Source organism: Streptomyces sp. NPDC050121 (assembly GCF_044460385.1).
Lineage (GTDB): Bacteria > Actinomycetota > Actinomycetes > Streptomycetales > Streptomycetaceae > Streptomyces > Streptomyces soliscabiei.
The window spans coordinates 233,788-253,976 of the sequence record NZ_JBITJV010000013.1; the positions used below are offsets into that span (position 1 = coordinate 233,788).

Sequence of the window (20,189 nt, forward strand, 5' to 3'; positions counted from 1 at the left end):
TGCTGCTGCGGCCGGTGCTGCCGCTGCGAGAAAGGATGTGCGCACTATGAAGGTCATCATCATCGGTGCCGGCGTGCTGGGCGTGTGCGTCGCGAGGCAACTCGCCCTCGCCGGCGAAGACGTTCTCCTGGTCGATCGGTCGGGAGCCGGCACCGGTACGACCGCGACCACCTTCGCGTGGACCAACTCCAGCCGGAAGCCCGACCCGGACTACCACCGGCTGAACCTCGCGGGGATGGAGGAGCACGCCAGGCTGGCCGAGCAACTGCGCGGCGCGCGGTCGTACTTCCCCAGCGGGGCGCTGCAGTGGGCGGACGCCGCAAGCGAGCAGTGGCTCGCCGACAACGTGGAACGCCTGCGGATGCTGGACTACCCCGTCCACTGGGTCATGCCCGCCGAAGCGACGCGGATCGCGGGCGACCTCCGGATCCCGGCGACCATCACGGCCATCGCGCACTTCCCCAGCGAGGGGTACGTTCTGCCGGAGCTCTTCGTCGACCGCTTACTGGCGGACGCCGAGCGGCACGGAGCGACGTGTGTGATCGGCGAGGTCGTGGCCATCGACGACAGGCCTGGTGGAGTGTCCGTCACCCTGGCCACAGGCGAGGTCCGCAGGGCCGATCGGGTCGTCCTGGCTGCAGGCCGCTGGACGGAACGCCTCGCCGCGCGGGCCGGGATAGACGTCCCCATGGTGACGGGCACCGGGCGCGGGGCAGCTACCGTCGGTCTGCTCGGGTACGCCACGTCGCCGGAAGTCGACCTGCGCTGTGTGATCCACAGCCCCGGCCTGAATCTTCGCCCTGCGGGCGGAGGGCATACCGTCCTTCAGGCTCTCGATCTGAACGCCGACGTCGATCCCGCCGACCCCCCGTCCGCGGACGGCGACATGGCGCGCACCCTCGCCCGGCGGTTCTGCGCCCTGCTGCCCGGCCCGAGCCGGGCGCCGAGGATCGACCTTCGGGTCGGCCTGCGGTCACTGCCCGCGGACGGCCACACCATCGCCGGCTACGCCTCCGCGCAGTCCCGTGTCTACTGCCTCGTCTCGCACAGCGGGGTCACCCTGGCGCCGATTCTGGGCCGCCTGGTCGCTACCGAGATCACAACCGGTCAGGAGCAGGACCTCCTTGGGGCCTTCCGGCCCACACGCTTCACCGGCGCCGGGCGCTCGCACGTCGAGGTGGATCAACGCGCCACCGGTCTGGGCGAGCAGTAGCCGACCGCCCCCACCGTGCCCCCCGGCGAACGTGATCTTGAAGAGGTCGCGGGACGACGGCGGGGCCTGTTGGGCGGGGGCGCGGAATTGTTGAGGCCTCTCATGTGCTGTTGTAGCCACAAAGGCAGAGACGCCGACGGCGTGCGAGCGAGCATCGCAGAGGGCCGGGGCGACGGATTGAGGAGGAGCCGACATGGCAGCGCAGACGCAGCGAGCCGTGCTTGCGGGCGGATGCTTCTGGGGGATGCAGGACTTGATCCGCCGCCTTCCGGGCGTGACGGCGACCCGGGTCGGATACACCGGGGGTGAGGTGGCGAACGCGACGTACCGTAACCACGGCACCCACGCGGAGGCCATCGAGATCCTCTTCGACCCCCAGAAGACCGACTTCCGCACGATCTTGGAGTTCTTCTTCCAGATCCACGACCCGAGCACCAGGAACCGCCAGGGCAACGACATCGGCCTCAGCTACCGCTCGGCGATCTACTACGTCGATGACGAGCAGAAGCGGATCGCCGAGGACACCATCGCGGATGTGGACGCCTCCGGTCTGTGGCCGGGCAAGGTCGTCACCGAGGTGGAGCCGGTGGGGCCCTTCTGGGAGGCCGAGCCCGAGCACCAGGACTACCTGGAGCGTTACCCCGAGGGCTACACCTGCCACTTCCCGCGCCCGGGATGGCGGCTTCCCGTCCGCACGGAGGGCTGAACCACACCGCCGCCGGTGCGAGTGCGCGATCCGCGCGTGAGCGCCGGCGGTACCGTGACAGGCGCCGGCCGGGGGCAGAGGCCGCCCGGCACACGGCCTCAGCGCCAGTCGGGTGCGCCTGAGACCGGCGGTACATGAGTTTCGATCTTCGCTCGTGTCTCCCGCATCACTGAGACGATGCGGACCTCGTGGTCCGGGGTCAGCCGGGCCATCGGGACCGAGCAGCTGACGGCGTCGGCGGCGGGCACGTCGTATCGCAGGGCGAAGGCGAAGCCGGCGATACCGGTCACGGTCTCCTCGCGGTCGATGGAGTAGCCGCGCTCGCGTACCTCGGCCAGGTCGGCCAGCAGTGCGGCACGGTCGGTGTGCGTGTTCTGCGTGAGGGCGGTCAACGGGCCATCGGGGATGGGCAGTTCGTCGTCGGCGCGTTCGGCGAGCAGCGCTTTGCCGAGGGCGCCGGCATGGGCCGGGACGCGGCGGCCGACCCGGCTGATGGTGCGCAGGTACTCATGGGACTCGCGGGTGGCGAGGTAGACGACGTCCGGGCCGTCGAGCCGTGCCATGTGGATCGTCTCGCCGAGCGCGTCCGAAGCCTCGTCGAGATAGGGGCGGACCGCACGGATACGCCGGTCGCCGTCGAGGTAGCTGGTGCCGGTGAGCAGCGCGCGGATGCCGATGCCATAGAGGGAGCCGGTGGCGTCGGCGCGGACCCAGCCGCAGTCGACGAGGGTCTGGAGCAACTGGTACATGCTGCTGCGCGGCACGCCCAGGTCCGCCGCGAGCTGGTCCAGGCGCGAGGGTTGCTCGCCCCGGGCGGCGAGCAGTTCCAGCAGTGCGACGGTCCTGGCCGCCGACTTCACCCCGCGGACGCCTTTGCCCTCCGACATGGGCCCATCGTAGATCCGCGGCAAACGGTGTCCGCACACCCATTGACCCCTCCCGTTCACGGACCTAGCCTCCATCTACATACATGGATGGCATCTGCATGCAGGGACGGGATGTATGACAAGGGTCAGCGCGGACGTCGCAACGGTCGCCCAGCGGCTCCGTGACGGAATGACGAACGGGGTGCTGTCCTTCCCCCTCACGAGCTTCCGTGACGACGGCGGCCTCGACCTGGACGGGTACCGGGCGTACCTGGCCGACCGGTTGGACACGGCGCCCGGCGCGGTGTTCCCGGCCTGCGGGACCGGAGAGTTCTTCTCGCTGGACGAGGACGAGTACCGGGCGGTGGTGACGGCGACGGTCGAGGTCGCCGACGGGCGGTTGCCGGTGGTCGCGGGCATCGGCTACGGCTGGGCGCAGGCGCTGCGGTTCGCCCGTATCGCGGAGGAGGCCGGCGCGGACGCCGCGCTGGTGCTGCCCCACTATCTGGTCGCGGCCCCGCAGAACGGGCTGGTGGAGCAGTTGCGCCGGATCGCCGCCGGGACCCGGCTGCCGCTCATCGCGTACCAGCGCGGCCAGGTCGCCTTCACCGCCGACGGCGTGCGCCGGATCGCACGGATCCCCACCGTCGTCGGCCTGAAGGACGGACACAGCGACCTCGACCGGCTCCAGCGTCTCACGCTGGCCGCGCCCGACGGCTTCCTCTTCTTCAACGGCGCCGCGACCGCCGAGATCCAGGCCCGCGCCTACACGGCCGTCGGTGTCCCCGCCTACTCGTCGGCCGTCCACGCCTTCGCGCCCGAGATCGCGAACGCCTTCTTCGCCGCCCTGCGGGACGGGGACGACGCGGGTGTGACCACGTTCCTGCGCGAGTTCTACGTCCCGCTGGTCGAACTGCGTGACCGGGTGCCGGGCTACGCCGTCTCCCTGGTCAAGGCCGCGGCCCGGCTGCGCGGCCTCCCGGTCGGCCCCGTGCGCGCCCCGCTCACCGACCCCGGCCCGACCGACCTGGCCGACCTGGAGAAGGTGCTGGACCACGGTCTGAGCCTGGTCGGCGCCGTACGACGGTCCTCTTGACGGAGCCGGGCGGCCCTTGGCGGCCCCGGGCCGCCACCCACCTACAGTTCAAGGGAGAACTGTCATGCCCCTGCTTGTAGTCGGGATCAGTGTCCTGATCCTGCTGCTGCTCATGACCAGGCTCAAACTCAACGGCTTCGCGGCCCTCCTGCTCGTGGCCGTCGGTGTCGCACTGGTCCGAGGCATCCCGGTGGCGAGCATCCCGGACGTCCTCTCCGAGGGCATCGGGGGCCAGATCGGCGACACCATGCTCACCATCGGACTCGGCGCCATGGTCGGCCGCGTCATGGGGGACTCCGGCGCGGCGCAGCGGATCGCCGGCAGGCTCCTCGACGCCTTCGGCCCGCGTGGGGTCCAGGTCGCCATGGTGGTCACGTCCATGCTGATCGGCGTGACCATGTTCTACGAGGTCGCCTTCATCATCATCGTGCCCGTCGCGTTCACCCTGGTCAGGGTCACCGGGGCGAAGCTGCTGTGGGTCGGTCTGCCGATGTCCATCGCCCTGTCCACCATGCACAGCTTCCTGCCGCCGCATCCCGGCCCCACCGCCGTCGCCGCGACCTTCCACGCCTCCGTCGGACTCACCCTGTTCTACGGTCTGTTCATCGCGATCCCCGCCGGTGCGCTCATCGCCCTGGTCTGGCCCCGCCTTCCACTCATCCGGGCGATGGACCCGTCCATCCCCAAGGGCCTGGTCACCGAGCGCGAGTTCACCGACGAGGAGATGCCCGGCCTCGGCTGGTCCCTGTCCGTGGCGCTCTTCCCCGTCGCGCTGATCGTGGCCGCCGCCGTGACCGACATGGCCACCTCCGCCGAGACCCCGCTCCTGCACACCGTCGCCTTCATCGGCTCCGCCCCGGTCGCGCTGCTGCTGACCCTGTGTCTGGCGGTGTGGGCGTTCGGACCGCGCATCGGCCGCAGCCTCGAGGAGGTCGGCGCGTCCTGCACCTCGGCGGCCCAGGCGATGGCGATGATCCTGCTGGTGATCGGCGCCGGCGGGGCCTTCAAGAACGTCCTCGTCGAAGGCGGCATATCCGACTACATCAAGGACGCCACGGACAGTTGGTCCATCTCGCCGATCATTCTCGCCTGGCTCGTCGCCGTCATCCTGCGCATCGCGCTCGGCTCGGCGACGGTCGCCGTCGTCACGGCCTCCGGCGTGGTGCTGCCGCTGCTGGCGGGCAGCGGGGTCCACCCGGAGATGATGGTGCTCGCCGTCGCCTGCGGTTCCATCGCGTGCTCCCACGTCAACGACCCGGGATTCTGGCTGTTCAAGGAGTACTTCAACCTTTCCGTCACCGAAGCGATCAAGGTCCGTACGTCCTATACGACGGTGCTCGCGATCCTCGGTCTGGGCGGCGTCCTGGTGGTCGAGTGGACCCTGGACGTCCTCAGCCTGTAACCCGACTGATCCATGGCAACTGCCCCATCACACAAGGGACTTGGCCCAGCATGAGCAGCCAGCCGACCGTCACCGAGTTCGCCGTCTACCCCGTCGCCGGCCGCGACTGCATGGAGCTGAACCTCTCCGGCGCCCACGGCCCCTACTTCACCCGCAACGTCGTCGTCCTCAAGGACTCCGAAGGCCGTACGGGACTGGGGGAGGTGCCCGGCGGCGAGAGGATCACGCAGACGCTGCGGGACGCCCAACCCCTCGTCCTGGGTGCGAGGGTGGGCGACTACAAGCGCGTCCTGCGCGAGATCGGGGACCGGTTCGCCGACCGCGACGCCGGGGGACGGGGCGCCCAGACCTTCGACCAGCGGACCACCGTCCACACCGTCACCGCCGTCGAGTCGGCGCTCCTCGACCTGCTCGGCCAGCACCTCGACGTGCCGGTCGCGGCACTCCTGGGCGACGGTCAACAACGGGACTCCGTAAGGGTGTTGGGCTACCTCTTCTACGTCGGCGACCCGGACCGCACCGATCTGGAGTACACCCGTCAACCCGACTCCCCGGTCGACTGGTACCGCATCCGGCACGAGGAGGCCCTGACCCCGGAGGCGATCGTCCGCCAGGCCGAGGCGGCCTACGACCTCTACGGATTCCGGGACTTCAAGCTCAAGGGCGGTGTCCTGGAGGGCGCCGAGGAGGTCAAGGCCGTACGGGCGCTGAAGGACCGCTTCCCCGAGGCCCGGATCACCCTCGATCCGAACGGCGCGTGGTCCCTGCGCGAGGCGATCGAACTGTGCCGTCCGCTCCTCGGCACGCTCGCCTACGCCGAGGACCCCTGCGGAGCCGAGGACGGCTACTCCGGACGGGAGATCCTCGCCGAGTTCCGCCGCGCCACCGGCCTGCCCACCGCGACCAACATGATCGCCACCGACTGGCGCCAAATGGCCCATGCCCTGGCTCTCCAGTCGGTGTCCATCCCGCTCGCCGACCCGCACTTCTGGACCATGCAGGGCTCTGTGCGCGTGGCGCAGCTGTGCAACGCCCTGGGTCTGACCTGGGGTTGTCACTCCAACAACCACTTCGACATCTCCCTGGCCATGGTGACCCACTGTGGGGCCGCGGCCCCGGGCGAGTACAACGCCCTGGACACCCACTGGATCTGGCAGGAGGGTCTGGAACGGCTCACCACCGCCCCACCGCGCATCGTCGGCGGCGAGATCGCCGTCCCGGACGCGCCGGGCCTGGGCGTCCAACTCGACATGGACCGGCTCCTCGCGGCCCACGACCGCTACCGGGAGAAGGCGTTGGGAGCCCGCGACGATGCCGTCACCATGCAGTACCTCGTCCCTGACTGGAAGTTCGACAGCAAGCGTCCCTGCCTGGTGCGCTAGTCGGCGGTTCCAGGCAAGGTGCGGGCGGCACACCACCCCCTTCGCCTTCCGCGATGTGAGGTGACGCCGGTCGGCGGCCGTCGCCAGTGGTGGTCAGTGTGCCGGGCGTCCAGTGTCCCTCGGGGCGGGAGAGGAAGTCGTAGAAGCGGCCGGTGCACAGGACGTCGACCTCGATGCCGTCGATGCTCGCACGCCGGCTGATGGTCGTCTTCGTCTGGGCCACGGCCCGGTCCCCGACGATGTCCGCGGTGTGGCCGCCCAGGAAGTGGAGGATGCTGACGCCGTTACCCCTCGGCCGTGAGCGGCGACCCGACAGCTCGGTTCGCGGCCTTCGCCGCGTCCCCTCAGATGCAGGTGACGCCTCCCCACCTGGTCGATGCAACCTTCTGCCGGTCGCCGGCGGGGTGCCGATCGTCACGGCCGAAGGGGAGATCAAGAGCATCATCGGCGCCATCGGGGGGGCGGGGCGGACGACACCACTGCCGACCGCATCGCGAGTCAGGCTCGCGATGCGGTCGCGAAGATCGTCGCGTAGGCCTTTCTCCGGGTGGGGCGGCAACGTCGAACCTTGCCGCCGTGCCGTGGCTTCTGGTCAGGGTCGGCTCGCAGAAGCTTGTCGGCGCGCTGGGCCGCACCCCGCGTGACCGCACGCTCGCGTGGCTGCATTCCCGCGAAGCCGGAGCTCTTGACCGACCTCGCCGGCGGGCCGACGTTGTCGGGCAGGTTTTTTTGAGCCCTGCGGGGGTGGTCATGTCCGGTGTCGGTGGATGACTCAGAACGCTGCCCGGATGATCGCTACGGTGCGTGCCAGGTGAGGCTCGGAGCGGTCGGCGCGATGGGCGACGGCCAGTTCCACGCGTGCGTCGGCGCCGATCAGCGGTAGGTAGGCGACGCCGTCGAGCGTCAACGCGGTCACGGGTTCGGGCACAACCGCGACGCCGAGGCCGCCGGCCACTAGCGTGACCAGCGTCGAGGTCTCGCCGACCTCGTGGCGGATGTGCGGCTCGACGCCCGTGTCGCGCAGGAGCCCCAGGACGACGTCGTACATCACCGAGCGGCGGTCGGCGGAGTGCACGATCAGGTCGGCGTCGGCGAGGTCGGTGACCCGCAACCGCTTTCGGCGGGCGAGGGGGTGACCGGCCGGTACGGCGACGACGAGCCGGTCCCGGCGCAGGGTGTGCACGGTCAGGGAGAGATCGGCCGCCGGCGGGCGCAGCAGTGCGACGTCGATCGCGCCGGTGCGCAGTGCCTCGACCTGGTCGGGTGCGAGCATCTCGCCGCGGAAGGAGAAGTCGACGCCGGGAAGCTCCTCCGTGAGCCGGCGCGAGAGCGCGGGCAGGAGACTGTACGTCGCCGAGCCCACACACCCGATCGCGAGGTGGCCCACCGAGCCGGCGGCGACGAGCCGTGCGTGCTGGGCGGCCTCGTCGACGTCGGCGAGGATCGCGCGCGCCCGCTCCAGGTAGGCCCGGCCGGCCTCGGTGAGGTCGACCCGGCGCGTGGTGCGGTGGAGCAGCTCGACGCCGAGCTCGGCCTCGAGCTGGCGGATCTGCTGGGAGAGCGGGGGCTGGGCCATGTGGAGCCGCTCGGCGGCCCGGCCGAAGTGGCGTTCCTCGGCCACCGCCACGAAGTACCGCAGGTGGCGCAGATCCATACGTCGTCCATATCAATCAGCTCGGATATGCGTACTTCAGGATATCGCGGCCGGGTATTAGCGTCTGTGCCATGAGTGCTTTCCTATACGCCGCGACGCGGACGCCGTTCGGCCGCTTCAACGGTGCGCTGGCCGGTGTCCGCCCGGACGACCTCGCCGCCGCCGCGATCACCTCGACGCTCGCGAAAGTGCCCGGCCTGGACCCCGCCGCGATCGGCGACGTGGTGTGGGGCAACGCCAACGGCGCAGGCGAGGAGAACCGCAACGTCGGCCGTATGGCGGCGCTGCTCGCCGGCCTTCCGGTGAGCGTGCCCGGCACCACGGTCAACCGGCTGTGCGGCTCCAGCCTCGACGCGGCCATGACGGCCAGCCGGACCATCGAGTCCGGTGATGCCGAGGTGGTGCTGACCGGTGGCGTGGAGTCGATGACGCGCGCGCCGTGGGTGCTGCCGAAGTCGGCGAAGCCGTTCCCGGCCGGCGATGTCACCGCGGTCTCCACCACCCTCGGCTGGCGGCTGGTCAACCCGCGGATGCCCAAGGAGTGGACGGTCAGCCTCGGCGAGGCCAACGAGCAGCTCCGGGAGCGCTTCGGGATCTCCCGCGAGCGGCAGGACGAGTTCGCCGCCCGCTCCCACCAACTCGCCCACGCCGCCTGGGAGTCTGGCTTCTACGACGACCTGGTGGCGCCGGTGGACGGCGTCGACCTGACCCGCGACGAGGGCATCCGGGCCGGATCCACACCTCAGGTGCTGGCCGGGCTCAAGCCGGTCTTCCGCACACCGGAGCAGGGCGGCACCATCACCGCGGGCAACGCCAGTCCGCTCAACGACGGCGCCTCCGCGGTGCTGCTGGGCAGTGAGAAGGCCGCGGCCACGATCGGGGCCGACCCGATCGCCCGGATCGCCGGCCGCGGCGTGATGGCGCTCGAGCCGCAGGCCTTCGGCTATGCCCCGGTCGAGGCCGCGAACCGTGCGCTGGCCCGGGCCGGGATCGGCTGGGACCAGGTGGGCGCGGTCGAACTCAACGAGGCCTTCGCCGTGCAGTCGCTCGCCTGCCTCGACGCGTGGAAGGTCGACCCCGCCATCGTCAACCGGAAGGGCGGCGCCATCGCGATCGGGCACCCGCTGGGGGCCTCGGGCGGACGTGTCCTCGCCACACTGGCGAAGGTGCTGCGCGAGACGAGGCAGCGTTACGGTGTCGCCGCGATCTGCATCGGGGTCGGCCAGGGCCTGGCCGTCGTACTGGAGAACTGCGACGTCACGGAGTCGGTTCGATGAGCCGGGCGGAGATACTCGAAAACGCCGACGCCGCGGTCGCCGGGATCGAGGACGGCTCGACCGTCCTCGTCGGCGGCTTCGGCCTGGCCGGGATGCCGTTCGACCTGATCGACGCGCTCATCCGGCAGGGAGCCAAGGACCTCACCATCGTGTCCAACAACGCCGGCAACGGCGACGTCGGACTGGCCGCGCTGCTGGCCGCCGGCCGGGTGCGCAAGGTGCTCTGCTCCTTCCCGCGCCAGGCCGACTCCTGGGTCTTCGACGACCTTTACCGCGCGGGGAAGATCGACCTGGAGGTGGTGCCGCAGGGCAACCTCGCCGAGCGGATGCGTGCGGCCGGTGCCGGCATCGGCGCGTTCTACTGCCCGACCGCGGTCGGCACACCGCTGGCCGAGGGCAAGGAGGAGCGGGTGATCGACGGCCGTAGGTACCTGCTGGAGTACCCCATCAAGGGCGACTACGCGCTGATCGCCGCGCATACCGCGGACACGCTGGGCAACCTCGTCTACCGCAAGACGGCGCGCAACTTCGGGCCGGTCATGGCCACGGCCGCGACGACGACCGTCGTCCAGGTCGACCAGGTGGTCGAACCCGGGAAGCTCGACCCCGAGGTCGTCGTCACCCCGTCCATCTACGTCGACCGGGTCGTCCAGGTGACGGCCCGTCACTACACCGTGCAGGGGGCACGATGACCACCACGCCCACCGATCATCGTCTCTCGATGGACGAACTGGCCGCCGTGATCGCCCGCGACATCCCGGCCGGCTCCTTCGTCAACCTCGGCATCGGGCAGCCCACCAAGATCGCCGACCATCTGCCGGCCGACTCCGGGGTGGTGCTGCACACCGAGAACGGCATGCTCAACATGGGTCCGAAGGCCGAGGGCGACGCGATCGACCCCGACCTGACCAACGCCGGCAAGGTCCCGGTGACCGAGCTGCCCGGGGCTGCGTACTTCCACCACGCCGACTCCTTCGCCATGATGCGCGGCGGGCACCTCGACGTCTGCGTCCTGGGCGCGTACCAGGTCGCCTTCGACGGCGACCTCGCCAACTGGCACACCGGCAAGCCCGACGACATCCCTGCCGTCGGCGGCGCCATGGACCTCGCCATCGGCGCCAAGGACGTCTACGTGATGATGACCCTCTTCACCCGCTCCGGCGAGCCCAAGCTCGTGCCGCGGTGCACCTACCCGCTCACCGGCGTCGGCTGCGTCAGCCGCGTCTACACGGACCACGGCGTCTTCGACGTCGGCCCCGAGGGCATACGGATCCGCGAGACGTACGGCGTCACCGCCCATGACCTCGGGGAGCGACTCGGCATCACGCTGTCTCAGAGGTCCCAATAGAAGCTGTTGATCATGTGACTGTGCTGCTGAAGAAGCTGCGGGCGGCGAAGAAGCTGGACTGGTCGCGGGCCGTGATCGACTCCTCTCCCACGTGCGGGCCGCTCGGCGCGGCCCAAGAGCGGACCCAGCCCGGTCGACCGCGCATGCCCCGGGCAGCGGGTGCCACGTCCTCACCGACGCCCAGGGCATCCCGCTCGCGGTGTCGCTGACCGGCGGCAACCGCAACGACGTCACCCAACTGCTGCTTCTGCTCGACAAGGTCCCCGCCGTGGCCGGCGTCGTCGGCCGGCCCGGACGCCGACCCGACGCGCTCCTCGCCGACCGCGGCTACGACCATGACACGTACCGGCGCCCGCTCTGGCAGCGCGGGATCTGTCCGGTCACCGCCCAACGAGGACAGCAACACGGCTCTGGCCTCGGCAGCTTCCGGCACCTGTTCCCGCAGCGCCGGCGCGACCCTGGAGCAGGAGCGAGCAGTGTTCTGCGGCGTGGTGCGCGACATGCTCCACGGCTTTGGCCCTACGGTCGAGTGATCAGCGGCTCCGCGCTGACGGCCGGGTGCCCGCGATCACACAGTGCCTGGTGAGTTGCGTGCCGCTTGATCGAGTCGTGCTGTTCCTGTCGTGCCCGCCGAACGGCCGAACCGGCCGTCGACACGTTCCCCTAGGAGCAACCCATGTCCGACACCGCTCGCCCGGTACTGGAGCCGGCCGCCGCCGCCTTCACCGAGGCCACCGCGAACCCGCCGTACCTGTTCGACCTCGGTCCGGCCGAGGGCCGTAAGGCCGTGGACGAGGTGCAGTCCGGCGAGATCGGCAAGCCGGAGATCGCCGAGGAATGGGTGACAGTCCAGGGTGGCCCCACCGGATCGGTCCGGGCCCGCATCGTCCGGCCGGCCGACGCCGAGGGGCCGCTGCCGGTGATCATCTACATCCATGGCGCCGGCTGGGTCTTCGGCAACGCGCACACCCACGACCGGCTGGTGCGCGAACTGGCCGTCGGCGCCCGAGCCGCCGTCGTCTTCCCCGAGTACGGCCTGTCGCCCGAGGCCCGCTACCCGGTCGCCATCGAGCAGAACTACGCGGTCGCCCAATGGGTCGTCCAGCAGGGCGCGTCCAAGGCCCTGGACGCCTCCCGCGTCGCCGTGGCCGGCGACTCCGTCGGCGGCAACATGGCAGCCGCGCTGACCCTGATGGCCAAGGAGCGCGGCGACGTCGCCCTGGCCCAGCAGGTGTTGTTCTACCCGGTCACCGACGCGGCCTTCGACACGCCCTCGTACCGCCGGTTCGCCGAGGGCTACTTCCTGCGCCGCGACGGCATGCAGTGGTTCTGGGACCAGTACACCACCGACGACAACCAGCGGGCCGAGATCACCGCCTCACCGCTGCGCGCCACCACCGACCAGTTGCGGGGGCTGCCCCCGGCCCTGGTCATCACCGCTGAGGCCGACGTCCTGCGCGACGAGGGCGAGGCCTATGCGAACAAGCTCCGTCAGGCCGGCGTCCCGGTCACCGCCGTGCGCTACCAGGGCATCATCCACGACTTCGTCATGCTCAACGCCCTGCGCGGCACCCACGCCGCCGACGCCGCCATCAACCAGGCCATCGCCACCCTGCGCACGACCCTCGGCACCGCGTAGCGGGCAAGCCGTCCCACGGGCTCGTCGTCGGGGGCGTCCACGGCGTGGCCACCCCTGTCTGCACCCACGGGAGCTCACTGCGTACATCGCTCCCATAGAGATCCGATGTATGGCGCTCGGTCGACGAATGGGTGATCTTTCAGGTGCGGCGTAACTCCAGGAACTCCCTGCTTGCTTACCGAATTTGAGGCAATCTCGTCCCAGCTATAGACGTGGGCATCGTCGTTCTCCTATAAATCCATCCGATGTCTTCTGTGGGGCGACACGGAGCGCCGGCTGCCATGCCGGCGTTCCGTTCCTGGCGCCCTGTCATGCCTCCACCCCCGACACATGGAGCCGCACCATGTCCTCTGCCTCCCTCAGCAGGCGCTCTCTGATGAAGGCCGCCGCCCTTGCCGGCTCAGTGGCGGCCTTCGGGCTGCCGCAGGTCCTGTGGCCCTCCACCGCCGAGGCGTACACCGTCCCCTCGAAGATGGACTGGTGGTACCAGGCCAGGTTCGGGATGTTCATCCACTTCGGGTCCTACTCGCAGCTCGGCCAGGGCGAGTGGGCGTTCGACAGTCAGCAGTGGAGCAAGGCGAACTACCAGACCCAGGTCACCAAGAACTTCAATCCGACCCAGTTCAACGCCGCCACCATCGCCGAACTGGCCAAGAACGCCGGCATGAAGTACCTCGTGATCACCTCCAAGCATCACGAGGGCTTCGCGATGTGGGACTCCAACGTCGCGGGCTTCACCGACACCACCGGCACGAGGCAGTACAACCTGCACGACTTCGGCGGCGTCCAGACCGACCCGCTCATGGACCTCAAGAGGGAGTGCGAGAGCCGTGGGATCAAGTTCTGCCTGTACTACTCGATACTCGACTGGAACCACCCGTCCCAGACCGACCGTCACCAAAGCGGTCTCACCACGATGTCCTCGCAGGGCGCCCGCACCGCCTACATAGCCGACCTGAAGGCGCAACTCCAGGAACTGCTGGACCGCTACGACCCGGCGCTGCTGTGGTTCGACGGCGACTGGTTCGGCGAGCCTTCCAGCCCCACCCTGGAGGACTGGTGGCTGGAATCGGACGGCGTCGACCTCTACAACTGGCTGATCGCCCGCAAGCCCGGCCTCATCGTCAACGAGCGGGTCAAGCGGGATCACGGCCTCGGCGACTACGCGGTCGCGGAGTTCGGCATACCGTCCGCGCCGATGGGCCGGCCGTGGGAGCGGTGCGCCACCATGAACGGCGCCTGGGGTTACAACGCGGGGAGTGAGAACTCCTACCGATCCGTGAAGGACATCGTCCAGGAACTCGTCACGGTGGTCTCCCGGGACGGCAACCTCCTGTTGAACATCGGCCCCAAGGGCGACGGCTCGGTCACCGCCGGTTCCCAGACCGTCCTCAACGGCCTTGCCTCATGGATGTCCACGCACAGCGACAGCATCCACGGCACCAGCGGCAGCCCGTTCGTCACCGAACCCTCATGGGGGAAGGTCACCAAGAAGAACGGCAAGCTCTTCGCCCACGTCTTCACCTGGCCCACCAACGGCCAGTTGCGGATCCCGGCGATCGACAACACGATCAGCCGTGTCTATCTGCTGAACAATCCCTCGGTCTCGCTCCCGTACACCGTCACCGACCAGATCAACGTCACCGTGCCGACCACCGTGCCGAACGCCAACGTCTCCGTGGTGTGCGTCGAGGTCCAGGGCATGCCCGTGAGCGTTTCCGCGACGGTCAGCGCGAACGTCAACCATGAAGGCGCCCGCGCCGTTCTGCCCTTGGGCAGCTACACGTCCTCCCAGCTGACCGCCGCCGGCCTCGGGCCCGCCATGGCCTCATCCATCCTGGTGCCCGACGGCTACCAGGTGACGGGCTACTCCGGCGACAACTTCACCGGCACCGCCTGGACGTTCACCTCGAACACCCCCGACCTGCGAGTGACCGGCAACAACGACCTCATCGCCTCACTGAAGGTGACGTTCAGGCCCGACAAGTACTTCCGCCTGGCCAACGTCACGAACCATCTGGTGCTGGACAGCGGCGGCAACGTCGCCGGCGGCTCGAACCTGAAGCAGTGGGAGTCGATCGACCACGCCAATCTCCAGTGGCAGGCGATCGAACTCGGCAACGGGTACTACAGGCTCGTCAACCGAACCAACGGCATGGTCGCCGACGGCTGGGGCTCCACCAGTAACGGCGACCCGGCCCGGCAGAAGGCCTGGGACGGCAGTAACACCCAGCAGTGGCAGATCACCCACCGGGGACAGGGCCAGTACTCGGTCGCCAACCGCAGCACGGGACTGGTCCTCGACGGCGGCGGAATGGTCGCCGAAGGGGCCGTGACCAAGCAGTGGACGTGGCAGCAGAGCACCAACCTGCTGTGGACGTTCAGCCCGGTCGGCTGACTGACGCCACTCCGGTGGTGCGCCAGGATTCGAGGGTGGCCGACCAGGCCGGCAGCTGTGCCCCCGGCCACCCTACGGGCACCCAGCGCCCCGGTACGTCTCCCCGAACCGTCCTCACCGCGGTCAGGACGGCCAGGCGATCCTCATGACGGCTCCTTCGACGGAGTGGCTGTGGGGACTGGGGTGCCCGGGGTCAGCAGTCCTTCGGCGCGCAGCTCGTCCCACAGCGCATCCGGGATCGGGCGGCGGAATTGCTCCACGGTGTCGCGTACCTCTTCGGGGGAACGCGCCCCGGTCAGGACGCTCTCGACCGCGGGATGCCCGAAGGGGAAGCGCAGGGCGGCGGCGCGCAACGGCACACCGTGGCGTTCGGTCACCTCCAGCAGGCGCAGCGCGCGGTCGAGCACCGGCCGGGGCGCCGGGGCGTAGTCGTAAGTGGCGCCGGGGCGCGGGGCGGTGAGCAGCCCGGAGTTGAAGACGCCGCCGATGACGACGCTCCGGCCGCGGGCGGCTGCCTCGGGCAGCACTTCGCCGAGGCCGTCCCGGTCCAGCAGGGTGTAGCGGCCGGCCAGCAGCACCACGTCGATGTCGGTCTCGCGCAGGAAGCGGGCGGGCAGCGCCGACTGGTTCATGCCGACGCCGATGGCCCCGACCACGCCCTCCGCGCGCAGCCGCTCCAACGCCGGGTACGCCTCCCGCAGAGCCTGCTCGGCGTGGTCGTCCGGGTCGTGCAGCAGGGCGATGTCGATCCGGTCGAGGCCGAGGCGGTCCAGGCTCGCCTCCAGTGAGCGCAGCACTCCGTCGGCGCTGAAGTCCCAGATACGGCGGTGCGTTGCGGGGACGGCGAAGCCGTTCGCGAGGTCGTCGCCATGGCCGTCGTCCTGAACCGGTACGAGGAGCCGGCCGACCTTGGTGGAGACGGTGTACGTGTCCCGTGGGCGGCCCCTGAGCGCGGCCCCGAGCCGTCGCTCCGACAGGCCGAGCCCGTAGTGGGGCGCGGTGTCGAAGGTGCGGATTCCGGCGTCCCAGGCCACGTCCACGGTGGCGAGGGCGGCCTCGTCGGTGACTGGCTGGTAGAGGTTGCCCAGGCCCGCGCAGCCGAGCGCGAGTTGTGTGACCCCGACCGTGCTGCGGCCGAGCATGGTGGTTCTCATGCCCGGGCCGCCGGTCGCAGCCGCAGTCCCTGCATGCCGCCGTCCACTGCGAGCGCGGTGCCGGTGACGCTGGCCGCGGCTGGACTGGCGAGGTAGACGATGGCGGCTGCCACCTCGTCGGCGGTGACCAGACGGCCCATGGGCTGGCGGGCGTTGAGCGCGGCACGCTCGGCTGCCGGGTCGTCGGCGGCGTCCAGGAGTCGGCCCACCCAGGGGGTGTCGGCGGTGCCGGGGTTGACGCAGTTGACGCGGATGCCCTCGCGGACGTGGTCGGCGGCCATGGCGAGGGTCAGCGACAGGACCGCGCCCTTGCTGGCGCAGTACAGGGCGCGCTGCGGGAGGCCCGCGGTGGCGCCGATCGAGCAGGTGTTGACGACCGCTGCGTGCGCCGAGCGCCGCAGATGAGGCAGGGCGGCGCGGGTGGTGCGGACCATGCCGACGACGTTGACGTCAAGGACGCGGTGCCACTGCTCGTCGGGGTTGTCCTCGACGGTGCCGATGGCGCCGATGCCGGCGTTGTTGACGAGGATGTCGATGCCGCCCAGCGCGGTGGCCGCGGCCTCCACGGCGGCGCGTACCGAGGCGTCGTCGCTCACATCGGCCTTGAGTCCGAGCAACGGCCGTGGCACACCGGCGGGTTCGAGGTCGAGCACGGCGACCGCGGCGCCCTGTGCTGCCAGCGCGCGGGCCGTGGCGAGCCCGATGCCGGAGGCGCCTCCGGTGACGACGGCCCTCAATCCTGACAGGTCGGTCATGCTGCGTCCTCCTGTCCGGCGCGGTCGGCGGCCCAGAAGGTTCCGTCCGGGTAACGGAATTCGGCGAGGGACTCGGGGTGCATGGCGGCGGAGAAGCCGGGGGTGAGCGGGGCCGTGTAGTGGCCGTCGCGCATCACCACCGGCGCGGTGAAGTGTTCGTGGAGGTGGTCGACGAACTCGATGACCCGGTTCTCGGTGGTCCCGGACAGCGCCAGGTAGTCGAACATCGACAGGTGCTGCACCAGCTCGCACAGCCCCACTCCGCCGGCGTGCGGGCACACCGGCACCCCGAACTTCGCGGCGAGCAGCAGGATGGCGAGATTCTCGTTGACGCCGCCGACCCGGGCCGCGTCGATCTGCAGTACGTCGATGGCACCGGCCTGCAGAAGCTGCTTGAACACGATGCGGTTCTGCACGTGCTCACCGGTGGCGACCTTCACCGGCGCCACCGCCCGGCGTACGGTCGCGTGTCCGAGGATGTCGTCGGGGCTGGTGGGTTCCTCGATCCAGTACGGGTCGAACTCGGCGAGCGCCTTGGTCCATTCGATCGCCTCGTCCACGTTCCAGCGCTGGTTGGCGTCGATGGCGATGCGGATGCCGTCGCCGACGGCCTTGCGGGCGGTGCGCAGGCGTCGGACGTCGTCGGCCAGGTCGGCGCCGACCTTGAGCTTGATCTGGGTGAAGCCGTCGGCGACGGCCTGCTTGGCGAGCCGGGTGAGCTTGTCGTCGGAGTAGCCGAGCCAGCCCGGCGAGGTGGTGTAGCCGGGGTAGCCGCGCTCCAGCAGGATCGCCTCGCGCTCCGCGAGCCCCGCCCGGCCCTCGCGCAGGAGGGTGAGGGCCTCCTTTGGGGTGAGGGCGTCGGCGATGTAGCGGAAGTCGACCTGGGAGACCAGCCACTCGGGGTCGGCGTGGGCGAGCAACTGCCACAGCGGCTTGCCCTCCCGCTTGGCGGAGAGGTCCCACACGGCGTTGACGACGGCGCCGATCGCCATGTGCATCACGCCCTTCTCGGGGCCGAGCCAGCGCAGTTGGCTGTCGCCGATCAGGTCGCGGCTGAGCGAGCCCGGGTCGGCGCACAGCTCCTGGACGGAACGGCCCACGATATGGGGGCGCAGAGCCCCGATCGCGGCGACCTGGACGTCGTTGCCGCGTCCGATGGTGAACGTGAAGCCGTGGCCCTCGTGCCCGTCGCCGGCGTCGGTGCGCAGCACCACGTAGGCGGCGGAGTAGTCGGGGTCCGGGTTCATCGCGTCGGAGCCGTCCAGCTCCCGTGAGGTCGGGAAGCGGACGTCGTAGGTGTCGACCGCGGTGATCCGGGCGGAGATGGCAGTCAAGGGGGTGCCTTTCACGCTTGGCCGAAGGTCTGGCGCTGGCCGCCGAGCCCGTCCACGGACAGTTCGACGGTGTCGCCGGGGCGCAGGAAGGGGGTGCCGGGCAGGCCGAGGGCCACGCCCGCAGGGGTACCGGTGTTGATCACGTCGCCCGGTTCGAGAACCATGTACTGGCTCAGGTAGGACACGATGTGCTCGACCGGGAAGATCATGTCGCTGGTGTGGCCGTCCTGCCGCTTGACGCCGTTGACGCTCAGGTGCAGTCCGAGGTCCTGGGGGTCGCCGATCTCGTCGGCGGTGACCAGCCAGGGACCGAGCGGGTTGAAGGTCTCGCAGGACTTGCCGAGGTCCCACTGCGGCGAGTACTCCAGCTGGAACTCGCGCTCGGAGACGTCGTGGCTGATCGCGTATCCCGCGATCACGTCGCGTGCCGCCCCGGGGCCTTCCAGGTAGCGGGCCCGGCGGCCGATGACCACCGCGAGCTCGACCTCCCAGTCGGTCTTCACCGAGCCGCGCGGGACCAGCACCTCGTCGTACGGGCCGACCACCGTGCCCGGATCCTTCATGAACACCACCGGACGCGGTGGGATCGGCGCACCGGTCTCGGCGGCGTGGTCGCGGTAGTTCAGGCCGACGCAGACGATCTTTCCGGGGCGGGCGACCGGTGCGCCGATCCGCAGACCGTTCGCGTCCAGCTCGGGCAGCCCGCCCGCCGCGACCGCCGCGCGGGCCCGGTCGACACCGTTGCCGGCGAGGAAAGGGCCGTCGATGTCGGAGGCCACGCAGGACAGATCCAGCAGCCGGCCGTCGTCGGTGCGGACAGCGGGCCGCTCCTCGCCGGGCGCGCCGACACGTAGCAGTTTCACTGGACAGCTCCCTTGCCATGGGTGGTTCGTTGAGGGGGTGATCGGCCGTACGGGCTGCGCCGCCATCGGCGCCCTGGGCCGGACCGTGCGGGAGGACTTCGACCACCCACCACAGTCATCGGAGGTATGGCGGCACGGTGACTGTAGACGCAGAAGGGCCGACTGACAATGGAGACCTCGGATGTATGTGGCTGTCGTGGTGGGTCTGCCTTGTCCGAGTGGTCGAAATGTACTGCTGTGACCGTGGGGCAGGATCGGATGTAGCTTCTTCCTCCGATGAATCCGGAGGGTGCTCAGGCAGTCGTCTTCCCTGATGAGAGCAGGGTGTGCCTGATGGACCTCCTGGTCTCGGAGAGGTGAGACGCTCCGTCGTGCGCTCCTGGAGAGCCGCCGCCGAGGGTCCCGGATGGGCGCCGTTGCCGAATTGTGAGCTGTTGTCACTCCGTGGCCCGAGCCCCGGCGAATCGATATAAGTCCAGGTGGGAAGCGCGTACGGCAGGCGGTCGAGGACGCCTGGGCGGGCCCGTGGTGTCCCATGGTCCGATGTCCCGCAAATCCGTGGGGGCTGACTCTTGTCAACTTCGGCAACGCCGTCGTAACGTCCTGGACGTCCCGAGATACATCGGAGGAATAGCCGCACGATCCGGTGCCCGCATACGACTCACCCCGTGCGGCCGTTCGGTCTCCTACGTCCCTCTGGCTGACCTCACTCACGCCCCCGTCAGGCGCGGTCCGCATGTGCCCTGTGCCGGATCCGCAGCCTGCCCGGCCGGCCGCCTCGTCCTTCCCCCGCAGGCGAGTACGCCACCCTCCACCGTCGCCCGGCGGCTCCCCGCCCTGCCTGAAGAGAGAACACGGTCATGAAGCTCGCTCGCACCCGCTCCACTGCCGCAGCCGTCACTGCCGTCCTCGCGGCGATGTCGCTCGCCACCGCGTGCAATCGTGGGAGTGCCGACGCGGTCGGCTCCGGCAGTGACAAGCCGGCCATCGGGATCGACCTGCCGCGTTCCGACTCCGACTTCTGGAACTCCTACGCCCAGTACCTGAAGAAGGACGTCAAGTCGGACGGCGTCAACGCGCTGCCGCTGAGCAACTCGCAGAA

General features: G+C 70.0%; 16 protein-coding genes and 2 pseudogenes. 12 read left to right on the forward strand and 6 right to left on the reverse strand.

All coding sequences use genetic code 11. From position 1 onward, the window contains the following. The first annotated feature begins 46 nt into the window (after positions 1–46). The gene (locus ACIBTS_RS21810; RefSeq protein WP_399321370.1) at positions 47–1,213 is read left to right on the forward strand and encodes an NAD(P)/FAD-dependent oxidoreductase; all 1,167 of its coding nucleotides are present in this window, start codon (positions 47–49) and stop codon (positions 1,211–1,213) included. A gap of 193 nt (positions 1,214–1,406) precedes the next feature. Continuing rightward, positions 1,407–1,919, forward strand: a complete 513-nt coding sequence (gene msrA / locus ACIBTS_RS21815) for a peptide-methionine (S)-S-oxide reductase MsrA (RefSeq protein ID WP_399321371.1) — start codon at positions 1,407–1,409, stop codon at positions 1,917–1,919. Positions 1,920–2,017: 98 nt separating this feature from the next. On the opposite strand, the gene ACIBTS_RS21820 is transcribed toward msrA, so the two are convergent. Beyond that, positions 2,018–2,806: an IclR family transcriptional regulator gene (locus ACIBTS_RS21820; RefSeq protein WP_399321373.1), complete on the reverse strand. Its 789-nt coding sequence runs from the start codon at positions 2,804–2,806 to the stop codon at positions 2,018–2,020. A 115-nt stretch (positions 2,807–2,921) separates the two neighbouring features. On the opposite strand from ACIBTS_RS21820, the gene ACIBTS_RS21825 reads away from it, so the two are divergent. The 3 genes from ACIBTS_RS21825 (at position 2,922) to ACIBTS_RS21835 (ending at position 6,665) form a co-directional block, all read left to right on the forward strand. Then, complete coding sequence (locus ACIBTS_RS21825) at positions 2,922–3,881, forward strand: 5-dehydro-4-deoxyglucarate dehydratase (protein ID WP_399321375.1); 960 nt, start codon at positions 2,922–2,924, stop codon at positions 3,879–3,881. 64 nt (positions 3,882–3,945) lie between these two features. After that, positions 3,946–5,283 (forward strand): gluconate:H+ symporter, encoded by a 1,338-nt coding sequence (locus ACIBTS_RS21830; protein WP_399321377.1) that lies wholly within the window; start codon positions 3,946–3,948, stop codon positions 5,281–5,283. Positions 5,284–5,333: 50 nt separating this feature from the next. After that, the gene (locus tag ACIBTS_RS21835) at positions 5,334–6,665 is read left to right on the forward strand and encodes an enolase C-terminal domain-like protein (protein ID WP_399321379.1); all 1,332 of its coding nucleotides are present in this window, start codon (positions 5,334–5,336) and stop codon (positions 6,663–6,665) included. Between the two features lie 772 nt (positions 6,666–7,437). Here the strand turns inward: ACIBTS_RS21835 and ACIBTS_RS21840 are convergent. After that, complete coding sequence (locus ACIBTS_RS21840) at positions 7,438–8,319, reverse strand: LysR family transcriptional regulator (protein ID WP_399321380.1); 882 nt, start codon at positions 8,317–8,319, stop codon at positions 7,438–7,440. A 71-nt stretch (positions 8,320–8,390) separates the two neighbouring features. On the opposite strand from ACIBTS_RS21840, the gene ACIBTS_RS21845 reads away from it, so the two are divergent. The 6 genes and pseudogenes from ACIBTS_RS21845 (at position 8,391) to ACIBTS_RS21870 (ending at position 14,981) form a co-directional block, all read left to right on the forward strand. After that, positions 8,391–9,596 carry a thiolase family protein gene (locus ACIBTS_RS21845; protein ID WP_399321382.1) on the forward strand — a complete coding sequence of 402 codons (1,206 nt, stop codon included), beginning with the start codon at positions 8,391–8,393 and terminating at the stop codon, positions 9,594–9,596. Continuing rightward, positions 9,593–10,288: a 3-oxoacid CoA-transferase subunit A gene (locus ACIBTS_RS21850; protein WP_319673356.1), complete on the forward strand. Its 696-nt coding sequence runs from the start codon at positions 9,593–9,595 to the stop codon at positions 10,286–10,288. The genes ACIBTS_RS21845 and ACIBTS_RS21850 overlap by 4 nt, the downstream gene beginning before the upstream one ends. Continuing rightward, on the forward strand, positions 10,285–10,944 hold the full coding sequence (locus ACIBTS_RS21855) for a 3-oxoacid CoA-transferase subunit B (RefSeq protein ID WP_399321384.1): 660 nt from the start codon (positions 10,285–10,287) through the stop codon (positions 10,942–10,944). The genes ACIBTS_RS21850 and ACIBTS_RS21855 overlap by 4 nt, the downstream gene beginning before the upstream one ends. A 20-nt stretch (positions 10,945–10,964) precedes the next feature. Beyond that, positions 10,965–11,374: pseudogene (locus tag ACIBTS_RS21860) on the forward strand (transposase); the annotation flags it as partial. Between the two features lie 246 nt (positions 11,375–11,620). Beyond that, entirely contained in the window at positions 11,621–12,583 is a 963-nt protein-coding gene (locus ACIBTS_RS21865) for an alpha/beta hydrolase (RefSeq protein ID WP_399321386.1), read from the forward strand. A 343-nt stretch (positions 12,584–12,926) separates the two neighbouring features. After that, entirely contained in the window at positions 12,927–14,981 is a 2,055-nt protein-coding gene (locus tag ACIBTS_RS21870) for an alpha-L-fucosidase (RefSeq protein WP_399321388.1), read from the forward strand. 143 nt (positions 14,982–15,124) lie between these two features. Here ACIBTS_RS21870 and ACIBTS_RS21875 read toward each other — a convergent pair whose 3' ends face one another. Genes ACIBTS_RS21875 through ACIBTS_RS21890 form a run of 4 tightly spaced genes read right to left on the reverse strand, consistent with a single transcriptional unit; the run spans position 15,125 to position 19,087 of the window. Beyond that, the gene (locus ACIBTS_RS21875; RefSeq protein ID WP_399321390.1) at positions 15,125–16,135 is read right to left on the reverse strand and encodes an aldo/keto reductase; all 1,011 of its coding nucleotides are present in this window, start codon (positions 16,133–16,135) and stop codon (positions 15,125–15,127) included. Continuing rightward, on the reverse strand, positions 16,132–16,890 hold the full coding sequence (locus ACIBTS_RS21880) for an SDR family NAD(P)-dependent oxidoreductase (protein ID WP_399321391.1): 759 nt from the start codon (positions 16,888–16,890) through the stop codon (positions 16,132–16,134). Before ACIBTS_RS21880 ends, ACIBTS_RS21875 begins: the two co-directional genes overlap by 4 nt. After that, positions 16,887–18,224, reverse strand: coding sequence for an L-fuconate dehydratase (locus ACIBTS_RS21885; RefSeq protein ID WP_399321393.1), 1,338 nt, complete (start codon positions 18,222–18,224; stop codon positions 16,887–16,889). Before ACIBTS_RS21885 ends, ACIBTS_RS21880 begins: the two co-directional genes overlap by 4 nt. 11 nt (positions 18,225–18,235) lie before the next feature. Then, the gene (locus tag ACIBTS_RS21890; RefSeq protein WP_399321395.1) at positions 18,236–19,087 is read right to left on the reverse strand and encodes a fumarylacetoacetate hydrolase family protein; all 852 of its coding nucleotides are present in this window, start codon (positions 19,085–19,087) and stop codon (positions 18,236–18,238) included. A gap of 860 nt (positions 19,088–19,947) precedes the next feature. On the opposite strand from ACIBTS_RS21890, the pseudogene ACIBTS_RS21895 reads away from it, so the two are divergent. Continuing rightward, a pseudogene (locus ACIBTS_RS21895) lies at positions 19,948–20,189 on the forward strand (sugar ABC transporter substrate-binding protein); the annotation flags it as partial.

Bases quoted from the DNA above. Each gene is read 5' to 3' on its own strand.
- ACIBTS_RS21855 (WP_399321384.1), top strand. From the start codon at position 10,285: ATGACCACCACGCCCACCGATCATCGTCTCTCGATGGACGAACTGGCC.
- ACIBTS_RS21820 (WP_399321373.1), bottom strand. From the start codon at position 2,806: ATGTCGGAGGGCAAAGGCGTCCGCGGGGTGAAGTCGGCGGCCAGGACC.
- ACIBTS_RS21870 (WP_399321388.1), top strand. From the start codon at position 12,927: ATGTCCTCTGCCTCCCTCAGCAGGCGCTCTCTGATGAAGGCCGCCGCC.
- ACIBTS_RS21835 (WP_399321379.1), top strand. From the start codon at position 5,334: ATGAGCAGCCAGCCGACCGTCACCGAGTTCGCCGTCTACCCCGTCGCC.
- ACIBTS_RS21830 (WP_399321377.1), top strand. From the start codon at position 3,946: ATGCCCCTGCTTGTAGTCGGGATCAGTGTCCTGATCCTGCTGCTGCTC.
- ACIBTS_RS21850 (WP_319673356.1), top strand. From the start codon at position 9,593: ATGAGCCGGGCGGAGATACTCGAAAACGCCGACGCCGCGGTCGCCGGG.
- ACIBTS_RS21825 (WP_399321375.1), top strand. From the start codon at position 2,922: ATGACAAGGGTCAGCGCGGACGTCGCAACGGTCGCCCAGCGGCTCCGT.
- ACIBTS_RS21845 (WP_399321382.1), top strand. From the start codon at position 8,391: ATGAGTGCTTTCCTATACGCCGCGACGCGGACGCCGTTCGGCCGCTTC.
- ACIBTS_RS21840 (WP_399321380.1), bottom strand. From the start codon at position 8,319: ATGGATCTGCGCCACCTGCGGTACTTCGTGGCGGTGGCCGAGGAACGC.
- ACIBTS_RS21880 (WP_399321391.1), bottom strand. From the start codon at position 16,890: ATGACCGACCTGTCAGGATTGAGGGCCGTCGTCACCGGAGGCGCCTCC.
- ACIBTS_RS21875 (WP_399321390.1), bottom strand. From the start codon at position 16,135: ATGAGAACCACCATGCTCGGCCGCAGCACGGTCGGGGTCACACAACTC.
- msrA (WP_399321371.1), top strand. From the start codon at position 1,407: ATGGCAGCGCAGACGCAGCGAGCCGTGCTTGCGGGCGGATGCTTCTGG.
- ACIBTS_RS21810 (WP_399321370.1), top strand. From the start codon at position 47: ATGAAGGTCATCATCATCGGTGCCGGCGTGCTGGGCGTGTGCGTCGCG.
- ACIBTS_RS21865 (WP_399321386.1), top strand. From the start codon at position 11,621: ATGTCCGACACCGCTCGCCCGGTACTGGAGCCGGCCGCCGCCGCCTTC.